This is a genomic window from Collimonas silvisoli (genome assembly GCF_018305005.1).
Lineage (GTDB): Bacteria > Pseudomonadota > Gammaproteobacteria > Burkholderiales > Burkholderiaceae_D > Collimonas > Collimonas silvisoli.
Genome location: NZ_JAGQEG010000005.1, coordinates 13,942 through 32,583 on the forward strand (window position 1 = coordinate 13,942; position 18,642 = coordinate 32,583).

Annotated in this window: 20 protein-coding genes; 19 read left to right on the top strand and 1 reads right to left on the bottom strand. The window is 61.5% G+C overall.

All coding sequences use genetic code 11. The features are described from left to right. Positions 1-336 precede the first annotated feature (336 nt). The 15 genes from KHU33_RS01960 to KHU33_RS02025 all read left to right on the top strand — a co-directional run bounded on the left by KHU33_RS01960 (position 337) and on the right by KHU33_RS02025 (position 14,979). Positions 337-1,236, top strand: a complete 900-nt coding sequence (locus KHU33_RS01960; protein WP_211460827.1) for a LysR family transcriptional regulator — start codon at positions 337-339, stop codon at positions 1,234-1,236. A 459-nt stretch (positions 1,237-1,695) separates the two neighbouring features. Then, positions 1,696-1,914 carry an AlpA family transcriptional regulator gene (locus KHU33_RS01965; RefSeq protein ID WP_211460828.1) on the top strand — a complete coding sequence of 73 codons (219 nt, stop codon included), beginning with the start codon at positions 1,696-1,698 and terminating at the stop codon, positions 1,912-1,914. A gap of 2 nt (positions 1,915-1,916) precedes the next feature. Beyond that, positions 1,917-2,774: a ParA family protein gene (locus KHU33_RS01970; RefSeq protein WP_211460829.1), complete on the top strand. Its 858-nt coding sequence runs from the start codon at positions 1,917-1,919 to the stop codon at positions 2,772-2,774. After that, positions 2,758-3,015: a type II toxin-antitoxin system HicA family toxin gene (locus tag KHU33_RS26275; RefSeq protein ID WP_230414001.1), complete on the top strand. Its 258-nt coding sequence runs from the start codon at positions 2,758-2,760 to the stop codon at positions 3,013-3,015. The genes KHU33_RS01970 and KHU33_RS26275 overlap by 17 nt, the downstream gene beginning before the upstream one ends. Next, a complete protein-coding gene (locus tag KHU33_RS01975) occupies positions 3,008-4,738 on the top strand; it encodes a ParB family protein (RefSeq protein ID WP_211460830.1) in 1,731 nt (576 codons plus the stop codon). Before KHU33_RS26275 ends, KHU33_RS01975 begins: the two co-directional genes overlap by 8 nt. 7 nt (positions 4,739-4,745) lie before the next feature. Next, positions 4,746-5,306: a DUF2857 domain-containing protein gene (locus KHU33_RS01980; protein WP_211460831.1), complete on the top strand. Its 561-nt coding sequence runs from the start codon at positions 4,746-4,748 to the stop codon at positions 5,304-5,306. Between the two features lies 1 nt (position 5,307). Further along, positions 5,308-6,474 carry an STY4528 family pathogenicity island replication protein gene (locus KHU33_RS01985; protein WP_211460832.1) on the top strand — a complete coding sequence of 389 codons (1,167 nt, stop codon included), beginning with the start codon at positions 5,308-5,310 and terminating at the stop codon, positions 6,472-6,474. Positions 6,475-6,732: 258 nt separating this feature from the next. After that, the gene (locus tag KHU33_RS01990) at positions 6,733-7,536 is read left to right on the top strand and encodes a PFL_4669 family integrating conjugative element protein (protein WP_211460833.1); all 804 of its coding nucleotides are present in this window, start codon (positions 6,733-6,735) and stop codon (positions 7,534-7,536) included. Further along, positions 7,533-8,072: a DUF3158 family protein gene (locus tag KHU33_RS01995; protein WP_211460834.1), complete on the top strand. Its 540-nt coding sequence runs from the start codon at positions 7,533-7,535 to the stop codon at positions 8,070-8,072. The genes KHU33_RS01990 and KHU33_RS01995 overlap by 4 nt, the downstream gene beginning before the upstream one ends. A gap of 108 nt (positions 8,073-8,180) precedes the next feature. Then, on the top strand, positions 8,181-8,570 hold the full coding sequence (locus KHU33_RS02000) for a single-stranded DNA-binding protein (protein WP_211460835.1): 390 nt from the start codon (positions 8,181-8,183) through the stop codon (positions 8,568-8,570). A gap of 380 nt (positions 8,571-8,950) precedes the next feature. Then, on the top strand, positions 8,951-10,963 hold the full coding sequence (locus KHU33_RS02005) for a DNA topoisomerase III (RefSeq protein ID WP_211460836.1): 2,013 nt from the start codon (positions 8,951-8,953) through the stop codon (positions 10,961-10,963). Between the two features lie 463 nt (positions 10,964-11,426). Beyond that, a complete protein-coding gene (locus KHU33_RS02010; protein WP_211460837.1) occupies positions 11,427-12,920 on the top strand; it encodes a DNA cytosine methyltransferase in 1,494 nt (497 codons plus the stop codon). 414 nt (positions 12,921-13,334) lie between these two features. Further along, positions 13,335-13,586, top strand: a complete 252-nt coding sequence (locus KHU33_RS02015; protein ID WP_211460838.1) for a hypothetical protein — start codon at positions 13,335-13,337, stop codon at positions 13,584-13,586. 25 nt (positions 13,587-13,611) lie between these two features. After that, positions 13,612-14,007 carry a hypothetical protein gene (locus KHU33_RS02020; RefSeq protein WP_211460839.1) on the top strand — a complete coding sequence of 132 codons (396 nt, stop codon included), beginning with the start codon at positions 13,612-13,614 and terminating at the stop codon, positions 14,005-14,007. Positions 14,008-14,223: 216 nt separating this feature from the next. Beyond that, entirely contained in the window at positions 14,224-14,979 is a 756-nt protein-coding gene (locus tag KHU33_RS02025) for a DNA-methyltransferase (protein WP_211460840.1), read from the top strand. 131 nt (positions 14,980-15,110) lie between these two features. Here the strand turns inward: KHU33_RS02025 and KHU33_RS02030 are convergent, their stop codons facing one another. Beyond that, a complete protein-coding gene (locus KHU33_RS02030; protein ID WP_211460841.1) occupies positions 15,111-15,287 on the bottom strand; it encodes a hypothetical protein in 177 nt (58 codons plus the stop codon). Between the two features lie 75 nt (positions 15,288-15,362). On the opposite strand from KHU33_RS02030, the gene KHU33_RS02035 reads away from it, so the two are divergent. The 4 genes from KHU33_RS02035 (at position 15,363) to KHU33_RS02050 (ending at position 18,537) form a co-directional block, all read left to right on the top strand. After that, on the top strand, positions 15,363-16,163 hold the full coding sequence (locus KHU33_RS02035; RefSeq protein ID WP_211460842.1) for a GTPase: 801 nt from the start codon (positions 15,363-15,365) through the stop codon (positions 16,161-16,163). A 76-nt stretch (positions 16,164-16,239) separates the two neighbouring features. Further along, entirely contained in the window at positions 16,240-16,590 is a 351-nt protein-coding gene (locus tag KHU33_RS02040; protein ID WP_211460843.1) for a DUF3085 domain-containing protein, read from the top strand. 307 nt (positions 16,591-16,897) lie between these two features. Continuing rightward, positions 16,898-17,842 carry a DUF3577 domain-containing protein gene (locus tag KHU33_RS02045; protein ID WP_211460844.1) on the top strand — a complete coding sequence of 315 codons (945 nt, stop codon included), beginning with the start codon at positions 16,898-16,900 and terminating at the stop codon, positions 17,840-17,842. Between the two features lie 107 nt (positions 17,843-17,949). Then, positions 17,950-18,537 (top strand): DUF3275 family protein, encoded by a 588-nt coding sequence (locus KHU33_RS02050; protein ID WP_211460845.1) that lies wholly within the window; start codon positions 17,950-17,952, stop codon positions 18,535-18,537. Positions 18,538-18,642 lie beyond the last annotated feature (105 nt).

The following is an 18,642-nucleotide window of genomic DNA, read 5'->3' on the forward strand; positions in this document are numbered from 1 at the left end:
GGAAAATCTCCGTGCGAAGGAACAACCTGACGGGAGCCTTTGGCAGGCGCCCGTCACGCCAGATAAAAATGGGGCGATCGAAGCAGCCGTCGAGCAGGTCAATCAGCTACTGACCTTCGCAGGACGGTGGTGGCTGCGATCCGACAGCCACAGCGAGCGCCCTATTCGTCCAACGACGTCGCCACTGGAAGTTTCTTCACTTCAATTCCGAATGCTTCGTGTTGCGGAGCGCCGCCTCGTCAAACACGGGGCAGCCAATGTTCCTTCGCATCCTGGCTTTTCCTCTGTCCATATGAACTTGGAGAATTTTTCCAAAAAAACAGAAGGAGCTACACGATGCGCATACGTCATCTTCAGTATTTCTTGGTCGTTGCGGAAGAGCAGAGCTTTGCACGCGCTGCCGAGCGAGTACACATCCAGCCGTCACCGCTGTCTCGCGCGATCAAAGACCTCGAGTTAGAACTCGGTGTCGCACTCTTCCATCGAAGTAAAGGCCGCATTCGGCTGACCTGGCCTGGCGAGGTATTTCTCGAAGAAGCACGCCGCATACTCTCCTTCATGAACAGTGTTCGTGCGCGCGTAACGTCTGCCGACACGGGATATCGCGGTCATTTACGGATTGCCTTGAGCGACGGCTTAGCTCAGCCACGCATGACTGAGTTGCTGGCGCGCTGTCGGGCGGAGGAACCTCTTACTGAAATCCGCGTACTGGAAATGACCGTCGCCGAAATGATCCGGGCGCTCAAGTTTGATCAGATCGACGCGGGTTTCACCGTTCATACCGGCTTTGCACACGAACGCCGCATCAAAGAAACGGTATGGACCGATCGATTAGTCTTTGCCATGCAGGCGCGTCATCCGCTGCTGGTGCGGGACAAGCTGTCATTGAGCGAAGTCATTCAATACCCCATGATCGCCTGCCATCCGGAACGATGCGCCGGAGGAAACGACGTCATCAACCGCTGGTTCCGCGACGCCGGCCTGCCCGAACCTACGATCGCCGAATACGTGTCGGGACATGAACTCATGATGATGCTCGTCGCTGCCGGTTACGGTATTGGATTGGCGCTGGAATCCCAAGTCGCGCTCTACTGCCATCCAGGCGTCGTCATAAGACAAATCCTAGATGACAATGCCGTAGCTGCTACATTCCTGGTTAGGCCAAACCGAATCCCGTCGCCCGAACTCGAGCGATTTTTCCTACGCGCGAAGCGAGTCGGCGAGACAATGATGTGAACGCACTGCAGCAATGCGGTTTCTACGCATGACCTTCGGACCGAAGGTCATGCAAAATATGTCTGCCATCAGACATGAATCATGCTCTGCTCGCTCAGCGAGATCCGTGCCAACCGCTTGGCGACAAGATGCCGGTCCATCGAACTTCGCCTATCGAAGCACTCGCCCGCTTCCCGTAGCGACTCCCCTCATGATTTGACATTTTTCGTCGCCGTTCCTGCGGGAATTGTCTCGAATACACCGGAGTGTGTCCGAACGGCGCCGCCGTATGCACAAATCACTCTTTATGCACCGCACGATCCGGCTAAGACTGGCGCAACTAAAGTGATCCAGGTCTGAAAGAGCATCCGAGAATAGGGTTGATAGCCATCCCTCATTGTTTGAGGTCGGCTACGGGGAAGTTCTATCAAATACGAGTCACGACCAGAGAATGCCACTGAGCATTAAGGAGTGACCGACATGCTTCAGAACCACGCCGCCGCATCCCCCGCAACGGAGCGCCGCATCCTGCGTCGCGCCGAAGTAGAGGCGAAGACCGGCTTCAAACGTGCTCACATCTACAACCTGATGAGCCTGGGAAAATTCCCAAAGCCAGTGCGCCTAGGAATCCGCGCCGTAGGCTGGGATTCGGTTGAAATCGATCAATGGATCGCCGACCGCCTCAAAGAGCGAGTCTGACCATGCAGGTCATCTCCGTGATCTCAACCAAAGGGGGCGTCGGCAAGACAACCGTTGCTGCGAATCTCGGTGGCCTGATCGCCGACGCGGGCCTCAAAGTGCTGCTCCTCGACCTGGACATGCAGCCAACCCTGTCGTCCTACTATCAGTTGGCCTATCGCGCTCCCGCCGGCATCTATGAGCTGCTGGCGTTCAATGAGCGCGAGGTCGCCAAACTGGCATCGCGCACCGTTGTTGAACGACTCGACGTCATCCTGTCGAACGACGAGCACCGGCAACTGAATACATTGCTGTTGCACGCGCCGGACGGCCGGTTAAGACTCCGGAATCTGCTGCCTGCCTTTCAGCCTCACTACGATCTGGTGCTCATCGATACCCAGGGTGCCCGTAGTGTGATGCTGGAAATGGCGGTTCTAGCATCTGATCTAGGGGTATCCCCCGTCACACCGGAAATACTCGCGGCCCGCGAAATGCGCCGCGGTACGCTGCAACTTATCGACGACATCGCGCCGTATCGCCATCTGGGTATCCCATCGACGCCCCTGCATCTGCTGATCAATCGGGTGCCCACCGTCTCGACCAACGCCAAGCTGATTCAGCGGACATTGCGTCAGCTTTTCCAAGAACAGCCCGGCATTCAAGTCCTGCATAGCGAAATTCCTTCAAACGAAGCCATCCATCGCGCCGCGGTGCAGGGTCTGCCAGTGCATCGCGTCGAGCACCGCCGCCCAACGGGCCGAGCCGCTCCCGCCGCCCTTGAGGTTATGCAGAGACTGGCCACCGAGTTGTTCCCGCAATGGCATGAACAGGTCGCGCGGGTGACTGGAAAAGACCGGAGAGCTCATGTCGAACGCTCGTAGTTTGGCCCGGGGACACAAGCGGTTGTTGCCGCTCATCGAGTACGCATTGCGTGAGGGTTGGGACGTCTCGCGAACGTCCGGAGGACACCTACGCTTTCTCAAACCAGGATTGCCGCCCATCTACACCAGCTCAACCGCAAGCGATTACCGGGCTGTACGCAACGCGCGAGCCATGTTGCAACGAGCACAGCAACGCGCTGCAGCCGAAACATCAGGAGAGGGAGGCGATCGCCATGGCTGACATCTCCGCACAGGACATGGCCGCAAAGCTGCTGAGCGGCGGGTACGAACGCAGCGGACCTGTTGCCGAAGCGCTGTCCGACCCTATCGTCGACACCCACATGATCGTGACGTTGGACGAGTTGCACCCGTACGAGTTCGATCCGCGGCTCACTCGGAACCCGCGGTTCGACGAGATTAAGGCGTCGATCCGGGAACGTGGACTTGATGCGCCTCCCCCCATTACGCGCCGGCCCGGCGCCGCGCACTACATCATTCGAAACGGAGGCAATACGCGCCTCGCGATACTCCGCGAGCTATGGGCCGAAACCAAGGATGAGCGATTCCTTCGCATCGGCTGCCTGTTCCGTCCCTGGCCCGATCGAGGCGAAATCGTTGCGCTGACAGGGCACCTCGCTGAGAACGAACTACATGGCGGTCTTTCCTTCATTGAACGCGCGCTCGGCGTCGAGAAGGCTCGCGAGCTTTACGAGCAGGAGCTTGGTAAGCCGCTGTCGCAATCAGAGCTTTCTCGTCGTCTGAAACAGGATGGCTACCCCGTGCCGCAGCCTCACATCAGTCGCATGCAGGAGGCCATTCAGTACCTGCTACCCGCCATTCCCAGCGTGCTGTACGGCGGTCTCGGTCGACCGCAGATCGAACAGCTGACCGGCCTGCGCCGAGCAAGCGCGCGCGTCTGGGAAGCCCGCTCCACCGCCGGCCGGGCCGGCATCGATTTCCCGACGTTGTTCCAAGAGGTGTTGGCCCTTTTCGATACCCGCCCGGGCACCTTCTCCGTGCAGCGTGTACAGGATGAGTTGGTGGGTCAAATGGCAGAGCTGTTAGGAGAAAAGTACGACACGCTGACGATTGAGCTCACCGAAGCGGAGAGCCGTTGGCAACTGCTGAACAGCGGTTCCGGGCCACCGCAGCCTCCCGAATCGCCTCCTCCACCGATGCCGACTCTCCCCTCGACAACCGCGGCTCCACCAGCGCCCAGCGAAGCCGGCTCCGGCACACGCAAGACGGTATACGGCCCTTCCAACGCGAGCGGAAGCCCCCTCGCCGATACGCCGCCTCCCCATGAAGGCAACGAGCCTGCGGGGCAGGCGCATGCGGCCGCTGTGCATCAGCATATTGTCTCGCCGGTCGAAACGTCGGAGCGTTTGCAGGCCATTCATCGGCTTGTTGCCGATCACCTTGGAGAATCGCTGCCTGACTTCGACTGCAATGTACTGCAGGCGATTCCGGTGCAGGTCGGCGGCCTTTATCCCATCTCTGACGTCTGGTACATCGAACCCGGGCTGGACGATCCCAATCGCCTTCGTCTGCACATCGCCCAGTTTGCTCGCGAAATCGCCGAGGAGGCGGGCCAGGCCGATGCCGTGGTGTCGTGCGACGATGGTCTGGGGTTCTTTTGCGACTGTCGCGTTGGCCGTGACGACACAAAAATGGCGGCGTCGTTTTCCCGTGCGGTGCTGCAGCTCCTCAGCGTTTTGAGCGCACCCTATCAACCTGCTGCGACCACACCACGCAGGGCTGATGCAACCCAACTGGCCGACGACCTGGCTCCTTTGCTGCAAGGTGGTGAACCTCCACATGGGTCGACGCAAGAGCCGATGGCGCGGATCAGCGACAGCGGCCTGGTCAAGCTATTCCGGTTGCTACGGCTCGCTCGCCGGCTGTTCGATCTCGAAGCGGGCGTGAAGACCACGGGTGGCGATAACGCCATACCAGAACTGTGAGGGTGCGATGTCCGGCCCGCATCCCCTCAACCAGGCAGTGATTGCCCAAGCGCTCCACGACTTGCGCAGCGGTCAACTACGCAAGGCGAAGTCCATGGGATTCGACGATGACGACCTGGATGCACTCAAGCATCCAGCCATGGCCAGTCTGTTGGCGAATGCGAACGTTTCCTGGTGCTCGGTCACCGTCAACCGTGACGTACTCCGCCGCTTGTTGCGACAGGTCAATGAGTTTGCCAAGGAGATCCAGGAAGTCGATCGCCTGTTGCGCCTTGGTGCCAGCACCGATCTTGTCGGCCGCTTCTTTGGGTTGACTCATCAAGAGATCGCATTGCGGCGAAGCGTTCTCGGCCTCCCCAAACGCAAGGGGCGGCATCCCGTGCTGAAAGAAGACCAGGATGGCAACTTGTGGAAACGCTGGTCGACAGCGGTCAAAGAGCGCGGCATCGCTCCGGACGATGAAACGGCGATGCTCGCGATTGCAGCAGATCTCGCCGAAGTGACGGAGCTGCCGTTGTCGGTCGTTTGGAACGCGATCCGCGGTTGGTTAGATCAAGGACTTCTCTGAAATGACCGATGTACGTCGCGGCAACAGACCGGTCTCGCTGGGCGATCTGTTCGACGAGGCGCTCGCACATATTCCGGCCCCCTCGCCCATCTTGCCGCAAGCCGATGGGTTCATCTTCAGCGGCAATCGCCATGACAGCGTGCCGCGCGCGCTTCTGCTCGACAAGCGCCTGACGCCACTCGATCGCAACGCATGGCAGGTGTTCCGCCTCCTCCTCAATGACGACGGCATCACGGCCTTTCCCACATACGAGCAACTAGCCCCTTGGCTAACTTCCATGCCGTGCACCGCTCGTGCGTCACACGAAACCGTCGCGCGCACACTGACATTGCTTCGCCTCACACGCTGGATCAGCCTGGTGCGACGCCGGCGCGATCCAGTGACTGGCCGAATCCAAGGCAATCTCTACGTGCTGCACGATGAGCCGCTGACCCTCTATGAGGCCATCCAACTCGACCAGGACTATCTGGGTCTCGTGAGCCACGCGTTGGCGCATGCGAGCAAGTCCATCCAGCGCGTCGGCGTGCATACGCTTAAGGAGATGTCCGAGGATCGGCAACTGAGTGGCAAGGCGCTCCCAAGTCGACTCCAAATTCTGACTCACCACCTCAGCAGTCAGGGCTGGCCACGCAATGAGAGTTATCCACAGACGAACGCCGAGCACGTTTCCGAAGAAGGACAAAACGCCTCTCTTCGGAAACGTGGTCAGCCAGCTTCGGAATCCGAAGCGAGCGAAAAACCCCGGAAAACCGACGCTCTTCGGAATCCGAAGACCGATAGTACTGTACGTAATAGAACCGATCTAAAAGAAATACGTACAGTACCGCAGGTGCGCGAGAGCCTGAGTCTGCCCGCGCGATTCATCGGGCTCAAGGCTGAGCAGCAAGCGGGAGCCCTGACCGCGTTGCAACCGGTGGACCCGACGTTGCACCAAGCCATCCTTGACGAATGGAACGCTCGATGCCACGAGAACGTCGTGCGCAATCCTGCCGGCTATCTGTTCGGCATCATCCAGAAGGCACTGCGCGGCGAATTCCAACCGTGGGCGGGACGGAGGACCAGCAGTCCGTCCGACGCACAGACGTCCGAACAAGAACCACGTCGCCCAACCTCGCCCGAAGTGGCGCAGGCGCATATCGCGCGCCTACGCTCGCTGCTGCGCCTGTAGGCATCCCACGCGACTGGGGTAATGCGCGCCACGTCCAACACGGTCCACCACAGGCTATACCACTGGTATAGAGGAACACACTGCCTTCCCACCGAATATGGTCACACTCGCGGTGATAACTGCCCCTTGGCCGGCGTGTAGGCATCGGAAGCCGGCAAACTTCGCAAATAAGGCCAGACGCTAGTGCGGTTTGATGACTGACGGCCTTCCGGCTGACGCCGATGCTGGCGACTCTGTATTTCAATGCGAGTCGTCAACATGGCTAACGAAACGGAATCCTTGCAGCTGAACCTGGGGTCGCTGCGTAGCGCCATGGCGCTGACACTGCACACCCATCATGCCTCGCGCATCTGGCACGGACGAGCGCCATCGGAGGGGCGGGCCGGCATTATCGGCCTCAATGGGTACATCTCGATCATGAACAAGATGAAGCGCGGGTCGGAGCAGGACGACCCTTACTCCGACTGGTGGATGCTGCGCATCGAGGAAAAGCTGGAGCAGACCCGGGCTACCTTGCAGACGCTGCGCGAGCAAGTGGACCAGGCGTTGGCAGACGTGCCTCCGGCCTTGTCTCTTGGCGAGAACCTCAACGTCCAGCCGGTCAAGTTGCCGTTGTTCGTCAACGCTCAGCTCGGCTTCATGGCCGTCTACCTGCTCGCCGACTACGACGAGATCGCCCGCAAACTCATTCTGGCCCATCACACCGCGTTGATCGACCGCAGCACCCTCGAGCGCTGGCTCAATGAGGGGGCACATGCCCTGCGCAGTCTGTTTTCCCTGGCCCAGCAATACCGCTACTCCGGTACCCAACGCGACGACTTCGCCGCGAACAACGCTGCGGCTCGCCTTGCGCTTGAGAAGTTCGGCCCTCTGCCGCAGGACGTGCTCGAAGGCGTCCGCCGTTCGCGATTTGCACCGCCGCTACCTCGGCGCGACAGCCTGCGCACCGAGGCGACTACCCGCAACACCGAACCGGATAGCAGCAACGACGCAGCCAACGCGACAGCTGGCGCTCAGGATGCCGTGCCCTCAGCCGGTGACGACGAGGATGAGCCCGCATGAACCGGCCTTCCGCTTCCCAGCTCCGCGTCACCGCACTGGAACAAGCAGACTTCCAGCGCCTGGAACAGGCTGCCTACCTAAAAGGCCTTTTACAACCTTTTAAAGGTAAGGGAGCGCTCGCGACCTGGGCCAGTCAGTGCGCGGCGCTCAGAGGCGACTTGATCGGCCTGGCGCAGCGTCGGGTGCTGGCGCAAGCGCGGGCGCATCCCTTCAACCTGCTGCCTGTTCAACTGGCCCAGCAGACGACTGGTGCAGGGACGGTCTTCCTGCGCTGGCGCAATCTCGATCGATCGAAGATGGGCGTGGCGTTATGGGAGACCTTGATCGTCAATCCGGCCACCCCCGCGTCGCTGATCGCCGACTTGTACACGTTGGAGCAGCAGCGCGCCCTGCTAAACATGCAGATCAGCCTGATTCACAGCCTGGCCCGGCAAGCACAGGAATGCGCCAGCAAGTTCGCACATGCCGAGTCAGTGTACCTGCGTCGGATCGAGCAAGACGCCCAACGCCATGCGCCAGCCAGGTCGTCGCCATGACTGCACCAGTCTCGACGTCCTATGCACTGAATCGGGCGCATCTCGGCCTGTACCTCCTGCATCGCTGATTCGCAGCGGCGGGATTTTCCATCCACCAAGGAGTCCACAATGAGCACGCATTTTTTTGGTGAAGGCAACATTGGTTCGCCTCCCGAGTATCGGGAGTTTCCCAACGGCAATGAAGAGCCGCGCCGCTTGCTGCGCCTGAACGTCTACTTCGACAATCCAGTGCCGAACAAGGATGGCACCTTTGAAGACCGTGGTGGCTTCTGGGCTCCGGTCGAGGTCTGGCACACGGACGCCGAACATTGGAGCACGCTCTATCAGCAGAGGATGCGCGTTTTCGTGTACGGACGCGAAGAGCGCGATGACTGGCAAGACAGCGACGACAAGCCGCGCCACACGTACAAGATCAATGCTCGCAGCGTCGGCATCCTGCCGTATCGGCTCGACGCAGTCACGATGAAGCCCAAATCGGACTCCGCGCCGGCCGACTAAGGCGGACGAGTAACCTGCATGCGCGGTAGCAGCTGCATTGGTGCAGCCGCTACCACACACCACTATAGCTATACCTGGATATAGCCCACGATGAAGTTGGGTGGGATCGCTTCGCTGCTTTCGATCCTTCCCTCCGAAGCGGATCGCGATGCGCCAAGACTCCAACGAGTTCCATCGCGTTCCACTGGCCCGCTGCACATCCAGATCTGCGGGTGTCCTTGCCGCTGCCACGGCCATTGGCTCCTCAGCATCCCCAAGCCGATGGCCGTTGAACTTTCGCCTGCCGCAAACTGGTGAAGCGGCATGCCGCGTTGTTTGCGGTGCTCACCTGTCGCCGGCCGCAGGCTTCTGCCTATCGAAGGCTGATAAGCGGAGGCGGTATGCAGTTGTACTTGTGCGAGAAGCCCTCCCAGGGGAAGGACATCGCCCGCATCCTCGGTGCTTCGCAACGCGGTAGTGGTTGCTACAACGGTCCGGGCGTCACCGTCACCTGGTGCATCGGTCACCTGATCGAAGCAGCACCACCCGAAAGCTATGGCGAGCAGTACAAGCGCTGGTCCCTGGAGCAGCTTCCAATCATCCCCGAGCGCTGGCGCGTCGACATCAAGCCGACGACCGCCACGCAATACAAAGTCGTCAAGGCACTGCTGACCAAGGCCAGCGAGCTGGTGATCGCGACCGACGCCGATCGCGAAGGCGAAATGATCGCTCGCGAACTCATTGAGCTGTGCGACTACCGCGGCCCAATCAAGCGGCTGTGGTTGTCCGCGCTCAACGATGCGTCGATCCGCAAGGCGCTGGGCGCCCTGAAGAGCTCGGACGAAACGGTCCTGATGTATCACTCGGCGCTAGCGCGTTCGCGAGCGGACTGGCTGATCGGCATGAACCTCAGCCGGCTGTTCACCGTCCTCGGTCGCCAAGCCGGTTACGACGGCGTGCTATCCGTAGGCCGGGTGCAGACGCCCACACTGCGGCTGGTGGTTGATCGCGACCGCGAGATCGCCAGTTTCGTCTCCGTGCCGTTCTGGGTCGTCGACGTGGGCCTGTCCCAAGCCGTGCAAGCTTTCGCCGCCAGTTGGTTGCCGCCCGAGGGGCAGACAGACGCCGAAGGGCGCTGCCTGAACCAGACCGCCGCCCAGGTGGCGGCCGATCGCATCCGGACCGGCGGCATGGCGCAGGTCACCTCGGTGACTACCGAGCGCGTGCGCGAAGTGGCGCCGCTGCTGTTCGATCTCGGCACCCTGCAGGAAGTCTGCTCCCGTCGCTTCGGCCTCGACGTGCAGGAAACCCTGGACATCGCCCAAGCGCTGTACGAAACGCATAAAGCGACCACCTATCCCCGCTCCGATTGCGGCTACCTGCCCGAGAGCATGCTGGCTGAAGTGCCGACCGTCCTCGCCGCCCTGGTGGCCACCGAGCCGAGCTTGCGCCCGATCATCGACGCACTCGACCCCAGCCAGCGCTCGCGCGCCTGGAACGACGCCAAGGTCACCGCCCACCACGGCATCATCCCCACGCTGGAGCCGGCCGACCTGTCGACCATGAGCGAGAAGGAACGGGCCGTCTACCGGCTGATCCGCGCGCACTTCCTGGCGCAATTCCTACCCCATCACGAGTACGACCGCACCATCGTGCTGCTTACCTGCGCGGGCGAATCGCTGCGTGCCATCGGCAAGCAGATCGTCGCGCAGGGCTGGCGCCAGGTCCTGGTCGAGGAAGCTCCGGACGAAGCCGAAGCGGACAACCCTCAGCGCAGCCAAGTGCTGCCGCAGCTATCAGAAGGCATGCAGTGCCGCGTCGAACAAGTAGCCCTCAAGGCAATGACGACTCAGCCGCCGCGCCCCTACACCCAGGGCGAACTGGTGAAGGCCATGAAGGGCGTGGCCAAGCTGGTCAGCGACCCGCGCCTGAAGCAGAAGCTCAAGGACACCACAGGCATCGGCACCGAAGCCACTCGCGCCAGCATCATCAAAGGCCTGCTCGGGCGTGGCTACCTGCTCACCAAGGGACGTACAGTGCGTGCATCCGATGCCGCATTCACCCTCATCGACACCGTGCCGGCGGCCATTGCCGATCCAGGCACCACCGCGATCTGGGAACAGGCGCTGGACATGATCGAAGCAGGCTCCCTGACCCTGGATGCGTTCGTGATGAAGCAGTCGGCCTGGGTGACCCAACTGGTCCAGCAGTACCGCGGCATCCAGTTAGCGATCAAGATTCCCCAAGGGCCAATCTGCCCGATCTGTGGCGCGGCCACCCGGCAACGCAGCGGCAAGACCGGCCCGTTCTGGTCCTGCAGCCGCTACCCCGAGTGCAAGGGCACCATCGCCATCGAGGCCAAACGCAGCGCGCCTCGCAAGTCGAAGCGTTCCACGCCTAGGAAGCCCGGCTAAGCGGTTCCAACTCCTTCTTGCCCAAGCCTCGCCGTGCGAGGCCGCCCAAGCGCGCCGACCCGCTTCTGAAATGGCGCGCGCGGCCAGTGCCCATGCACGGTCGTGAAGACGGCCTGTCACCAGCTGCAACCTGCGGCACCTCTCATCGCTTGCAGTTCCGCCGTCCACGGAGGGCCTCCTGACCGCTTGCCCTGCGAGTCGTCAGGAGGCCCTCCGGGTCGACGGTAATCGGTGCCGGTGCCCGCCGGTGAAACAACGGGCTCCTTTTGTGCGCGGATGTGCGCCAGCAAGTACCGACCCCAGCCACGAAACGGGTCGGGTGTGAATGCTGATGCGGCGGCAGGCCATGACGACGGCCACGCTCCTGCGCCAGCCCATGGGTGGCTTCTCTCTCTCCCACCGAAGGCACGCGCCTTCGGTGCGCTTTTCACGCCCATTGCCCCCCCAACCTGGCGAGAAGACGATGACCCAACTATCCCCCCATCACGTAGCACCCCCATTGCACTACGGCAGCGTGTGCAGCGGCATCGAAGCCGTGAGCCTCGCCTGGCAGCCCTTGGGCATGCAGCCGGTCTGGTTCTCCGAGATCGACCCCTTTCCCAGCGCCGTGCTAGCCCACCATCACCCCGCCGTCCCCAACCTGGGCGACATGACCGGCATCGCCGGCCAGGTCCGCCGCGGCACCGTGGAAGCCCCCGACATTCTGGTCGGCGGTACGCCGTGCCAAAGCTTCAGCATCGCCGGCGCTCGCCAGGGCATGGCCGATCCCCGCGGTGCACTCACCCTCAGCTACGTGGAGCTCGCCAATGCTATCGACCAAGCCCGCCTCGAAACCCGTCGCCCGTCCTCGGTCCTCGTCTGGGAAAACGTCCCCGGCGTCCTCTCAGACCGTGCCAATGCCTTTGGCTGCCTGCTTGGCGCGCTGGCTGGGGAAAAGCACCCATTGCAGCCTGCAGGGGCGCGCTGGACGCACGCTGGTGCTGTGTATGGCCCCCAGCGGGTCATCGCCTGGCGGGTCCTGGATGCTCAATACTTCGGCATCGCCCAGCGCCGCAAGCGTGTGTTTCTTGTCGCAAGTGCTCGTGACGACCTCGATCCCGCCGCGGTACTTTTTGAGTCGGCTGGCCTGCGCGGGGATCTTGCGCAGGGCTACGCGCCGTGGCAAATCCCTGCCGACGCTGCTGCTCCAGGCGCTCTCCGCCCAGGCAGCTGCACAGGAGGACTGAACCCAGCCTACGGCAAGGTCTCCCTGTCGTTCGGCGGCGGCAACACCAGCGGCCCGCTGGAGCGCGCCGCCTGCCTGACCGCTCGTGGCCATAAGTGCGATTTCGAGGTCGAGACCTTCGTCGCGCAATCCGTCACCGGCCATATCACCCATACCCTCGGGACCGCGAACAACGGTAAAGGCTGCAGCGAAGACGGCACCGGCCGGGGCGTACCCATCATCAGCGCCGCCTACGCTGGCAACACCTCGGTCGCCTGGGCGCAGAACACCCGTGGCGAGCTGCGGCTCGAATCCGGCCACGGCCAGCTCACCGGCACGCTGATGTCCTCCGGCAAGGCCGGCTACGGCATTCCCGCAGTCGCCAGTGTGGCCATCCGCGGGCGTAACCACGGCACCATCGCCGAGTTGGGCGGAGACCTCTCGCCCACCCTGCGTGCCAGCAGCGGCGGCGGCGACAAGGGCCACGTCCTCATGCCGAGTATGGAAGCGCATTTCCAGTACAGCCCCGCGCCACCACGCGAAGACGGTCAGCCCGACTGCTCAACCTGGCGCGTGCGCCGGCTCATGCCGGTGGAATGCGAGCGTCTGCAAGGCATGCCTGACAACTGGACCCTGGTGCCATACCGCGGCAAGCCCGCGGCGGACGCACCGCGCTACAAGGCCATCGGTAATTCCATGGCTGTGCCCTGCGTGGCATGGCTGGGCAAGCGCCTGCTGCAAGCGCTGGCATGACCCTGGCGGTAGGCCGAAACCTCCCAATAAGCGCCCTCGTACCGAGCACATCACGCACGCCCCGAACTCAACCGGTACGAGCACCGCGAACATCGAGCAATACCCCGCCTAAACCCTGCTGCCGCGGTGCGTGTCCTATCGCGTAACGGAACGTCAATCCGGGGACCACCCGCATCCGATTGTTGCAGGACGCTCGGTCCGCGCGGGTTGATCCTCGCGCGGTGTGTAGCCGGCTTTGTCGGCGCCATGCCAGCAGCCAGGGTTTCCAGGCTGCCGCGGGTACTCCCGCGCGACCCGCCAGTCCGCACCGCATCGCCAGCGGACGAGCGTCTTCACGACGCCGATGCGTTTGTCTTCCACCTGGGCATGTCCACGTCCTTCGAAACATATCCCTTCCTTCAACCGGAGAAATCCATGACACATGCGACTCCATCACTCCCGTCTCGCGATCAACAGGTCCGGGGCGAGTCCATTGGCTATCTGGCCTTGAACTACATGGACAAGCGCTTACCCCTACAGATTTGTAGGAGTTCTGCCGGCTATTACATCGGCACCGCCGATGAGGATGGACCGGTGTCGCGCGAATCCATCGAGTACTTCCCGACGCGGCGCACCGCCGGCCTCGCCCTGGACACAGGGTGCTGGCAGCAGCGTCCCCATCCTTGATATCTCACCCATCTGGAGAAATGTCATGACGCATTCTTTGCCGCAAGAAATCATCGACGAGATCGACGCAGAACTCCGCCACGCAGAGCAAGCACCGGACGCCTTCTTCGAGGCATGGAAACGCGGCGTGATGATCGCCGGAGCCCAATGGTTCGGTGACGGCACTCGCGAGGGGCTGCAGCGCGCCGCCGACAAATGGGATCTGCGCCCCAACATGCCGATGTTCCAAAAATCCCTCGGCGTACTCAGTGGCGGCGAGCGGATTTTCCTCGCTGCAATGGCGAGTTTCTACAACGCCCACGACGGCGATGCCTTACTCCGGCGCTACGGCTTCGAAGGACTATCCGACTTAGGAAACGGCCTCGATCTGGGGCGTCGCCAGGTCATCGCCGACCTGATCCTGCATTACCACGGCTGGTAACAGTCGATCCTTCTCGCAACCCGATGCGGTCGCTCCCAGCAGGGTCCTCATCTTCGACCGGATGCACCGTTGCTGGAAAGTCTCCCGCTGCTTGCGGAATGGCGCCTTGTCTCTTGAGCCCCTACGGGGGCTTCTTTGGCTTGGCTAAACAACAATCCGGTGATCGGGCAATCCCCCTTTCTACCGGACTTGGCGCAGGCCTTGCGGAGGTGGGCAATGACTGAGCTAGCCCTCATGCATGGCGACTGCATGACGCTCCTAAAATCCGTGCCCGATGCTTCGGTGCAGCTAATTCTGGCCGATCTTCCGTATGGCACCACGCGCAATAAGTGGGACAGCGTTTTGCCTCTTCCTGAGTTGTGGCCGCACTACTTGCGCATCTGCACGGGGGCCATTGTTCTCACCGCTCAGACACCCTTTGACAAGGTTCTTGGGTGCTCAAATCTAAAAATGCTCCGCTATGAGTGGATTTGGGAGAAGACCAGCGCCACGGGTCATATGAACGCGCGGCGAGCACCAATGAAGGCACATGAAAACGTATTGGTCTTTTATCGATCGATGCCGACCTATAACCCGATCAAGACATTCGGACATACAAGGAAGTCCGCCACTGCTGATCGCACGAGGCATCAGAGCAGCAACTACGGTCGCCAGGCCGGAACCAGCTCCTACGACTCAACTGAGCGCTTCCCACGCAGCGTCCTTCGCTTTGCAAGTGATAAGCAACGTGAATCAATCCACCCCACGCAGAAGCCGGTGGCGTTGATGGAGTACTTCGTAAAGACCTATTCAAATCCCGGTGACACTGTATTGGACAACTGCATGGGAAGCGGATCGACAGGCGTTGCCTGCGTACGCACTGAACGTTCCTTCGTCGGCATTGAACGTGATTGCGAAATGTTCACCAGGGCGAGGGAGCGAATCCTGCGCGTCCAGGCAGAGACCATCGCCAAAACCATGGAGCCCACCTAATGGCCCGCGACTTCAGAACCAACCTATCCGCCAAGCGCGGGGAGGTGGGCGAGTAATGGATGTCGAGCTGACGGCCGCCTGGTATCAACAACGCAATAACGCCACCTTAGACGCTCCTTCGGGAGCGTCATTTATTTCCGCATCGGAATTCGGACGTTCATCGATACGCATTTCAACCGGAAAGCGCGGTCGACATACGTCACGCTGCGGTTATGTCTTGCTGGCGTAGCCAGCTGCATGCCCAGGTAGCCGAGACCTTCGAGGCTACGGCGCGATGTATCGCGCTGGTTTTCTCTTCTTGGTGCCATTCGCACCGCTCACCCACAAGGGACGTCCTCCCTTGTGGGCCGGGACTCCCTTGGTACTTTTCAGGAGTTTCCCCGATGAATCATCAAGCCATCCGCGACCAACTGCCCCAGTTGGTGGCAGGTCATGTCCCGAGCAACACCCGTCGTTTCAAGTTTCGCATCTTCGACGGCAAACGGCAGGAGTCCCAACTGGGCTTCCACGTTGATCCCCAAGCGTTCTCGGGACGTGTAATCGCCAAGACCGACGAAGCCATCGTCGTCAAGACCGGACGCACCGAGTTCGCGGTTCTGGATCGCCACCTGACGACACCGGAGCCCGACGAAGGTGCCAACGTGCATGTCCAACCTTATGTGCGGCGCCGTTTCGACGGCCAGCGCGCCGATACACCTGAAGAACAAACCGAGTACACCGCCAACGGCACCCCGTATGTCGTCAAGCGGATGATTCTCGGCTCCGCGCCTGCGAAGCTGCCGGTTCCCGAACCACGCTGCCCGGAACTGCAGGACCTCATCCGTCAACTGGAGACGCTGCCGGCCCCCGACGGCATCCGGTGTATCACCCACCTGCTCGTAGACGCAGGCGCCCGGGACTTCGCCCTGGTCGATCCCCTGTCGAAAGACATCATCGCGACGCCACCGACGATCAGTTTCACCGTCGCCACCGCCAAGTTCACCGGAAGAGTGAGCGTGCTCTACGAGCGCGCCGGCGATTCCTATGTCCTAGCGCTACACCAGGGCGACGTGCTGATCGAGCGGGTCGATTCGGTGTTCTTCGACTCACTCGGCGACACCCTCGCGCGTCTGATCGACGATGGCGAGTGGCGCCGCATCCACATCGACGTACTGCCGCGTGGACGCAAGCCGACCCGGCACTGAGCATCGGACTCCGCACTAACCCCACCCGCTTCTCGCCACTTCGGCGAGAAGCGCTTTTTTCCCCAGGAGACATTCCATGTTGATCTTCAAAGGCGCGGATCTGCGCCCGGTACTGCAAGAGGCCGTCGCCGGCCATGGCCGCGTCATTCTCGTCAAGGACCAGGGTGTCTACTTCCTGGCCGAGTTGGGCGAGCGCACCGACGAGGGCCGCCAGAAACGACTGGCCTATGCGGTTGGTTGCGACCCGGACGTCGATCCCTTCGACGATTGGTGGGCACGGGCTCGCGCGGAACTTGGTGGCGACGACTTTGCCGAGTTCATCAACCCACAGGAGGATGTATTAGCACGCATCCTCGATAGCGAGGACGATCTCCAGCTCTCCGCCACCGCGACCCACCTCTCGTTCGAAGCGGTGCCATCCAAATAGCGCAGGACCCAGCAGACTCGCCTAATACGGGGGCACGCCGCGTCCGATTTCTTGCTGCTCCCTTGCTCTGCCACGCTAGGCTGAAATCATGTCCCGTCGACGAAGGTCGGCGACATGCCCAGGTAGCCCGGGTCATCAAGGCTACGGCACGGTTCCATCGTGCTGACCCAACCAGTTCGCTTCGGCATCCAGCGCGAACGACCGTCTAGTTATCGACGGCGATGCCTGTTCCTCAACCCACGCGGGGGTTCCACACCTCCCGTCCGGGTCGGGTGTGTCTCCGCCTTATCACCTAAGGAGATTCACCATGACCACCTCATCGAACGCCCAACCCAACGTCAAGGCCTTCTTCAACATCCATACCACAGGCATCGGCTTCCTCAAGCGCATCCGCGAGGTCAAGCCCAAAGGCAAAAAAAGCGATGCCTTCCTCGCGTGTTCAATCAGTGCGTTGAGTGGACCGGCCGATCAACCAGTCTATCGTTACTTCGACGTGCGCGTGTCCGGTGCGAAAGCGCAGGATCTCGTCCGCAGCTACATGCGGGATGTCGAGGCGGGCCGTACCGTGCTGATCGATTTCCGACTGGGTGACCTCTGGCCGGACCTCTTCGTACGCACGACGGGCGAACATGCCGGTGAGACCGCTGTCAACTTGAAGGGTCGATTGTTGAAAGCCAGCGTGCTCGATGTGTCGGTGCTTCAGCAAATGGTCCACCACCGACTCATCACCCACGGCATCGGCTATATCAAGCGCATCTTCCCGGGGCGTGGCAATACCTCTCTGCGCCGCTGCTCCATCGCCGCCCTCAACGGCCCGACCGACGAAGCGGAGTACCGGTACTTCGATGTCAACGTCACCGATCCCTTGGTGGCCGCGCTACTCGACCAGTATGCCGACGACATCCGGGCCAAGCGCAAGGTGTTGATCAGCTTTCAGCTGGAGGACATGCAAACCGACTTCTTCACCCGTACCAAGGGCGAGGACGTAGGCGAACGGGTTCCCTTCATGAAGTCCACGCTGAGCAACATCGCTATGGTCAAGGTTGACGGCAACGAAGTCTATCGAGCGAAGCCGAAAGCGATCACCGAAGCAGTGGTTCAAGCTGCGCCGGTAACGGCATCGGAGCTGTCCGCTCCGGAGTCATCTGCTAGGCCCGACTCCTCCGCGACCTCACCCGAGGCTGAGGTGGATGAACGCTTAGCCGAAAACGACGTCCTTGCAGATGAGCCCGTCATGGCAATGGCTGGCTAGTTCTGCCCTCCGGCCCCGTCTCGCGCGGGGCCTTTTTTTCTGCGATCGCTCGCCGCTTGGCTTTGTCGCCAGCCGCGAGTGTGCGCGTTCATCTTCAGGAGATTTCCATGATCACCCTTTCTGGTCAATTAGCGATCAAGACTATCCACGGCCGCAACGGCGCCTTCAACGTCGGTCGCCTGGCAACATCCATCGGTGAGTTCGTCATCAAGAATGCCGAACTGGAGCAGTATCGCGAGGGGAAGTACGACGGCGATTTCGCCGTCGAGCGCATCTATCCGTACTCATACGCCACTGCGGGGCGCATGGTGATCGAAGTCCGGGCTCACTTGGCCGGTATGACGCTCTCGGGCGTCGATGGTCTGAGCAACGACGACGCTTCGAAATTGGCGACGCAGGAGCCCGATCCCATCGATGAAGAGACGGTCCCGAACGAGAGGCCGCAGCCCGCTGTAACGACGGCAGCGAAATCCTCGTCGACCACGCCCGATACCCCAGCGGCGTCGCCTGGCATCGACACGGTACACAGCGCCGATGCCGAACTCTTCGGTCCGCTGTGGCCTCTTGGTGCCGTCGTCAAGCTCGACTCGACCGTCGATCGACTGACGCTGCGCCAGCAGTGCGTTCGCCTCAACGGCTTGGGGTACGAGTTTAAGCCGCTGACGCAAGAGTGGCTCCTGATCGCCACCCACTGATCCCATCGCCGTACGCGCGGCGCTCCGACACCCGTCGTTTTCATCCTAGGCCTCCGCTCGCATACGGTTCCGAACCACCGTATGCGCGATGCCATCTCTTTCAAA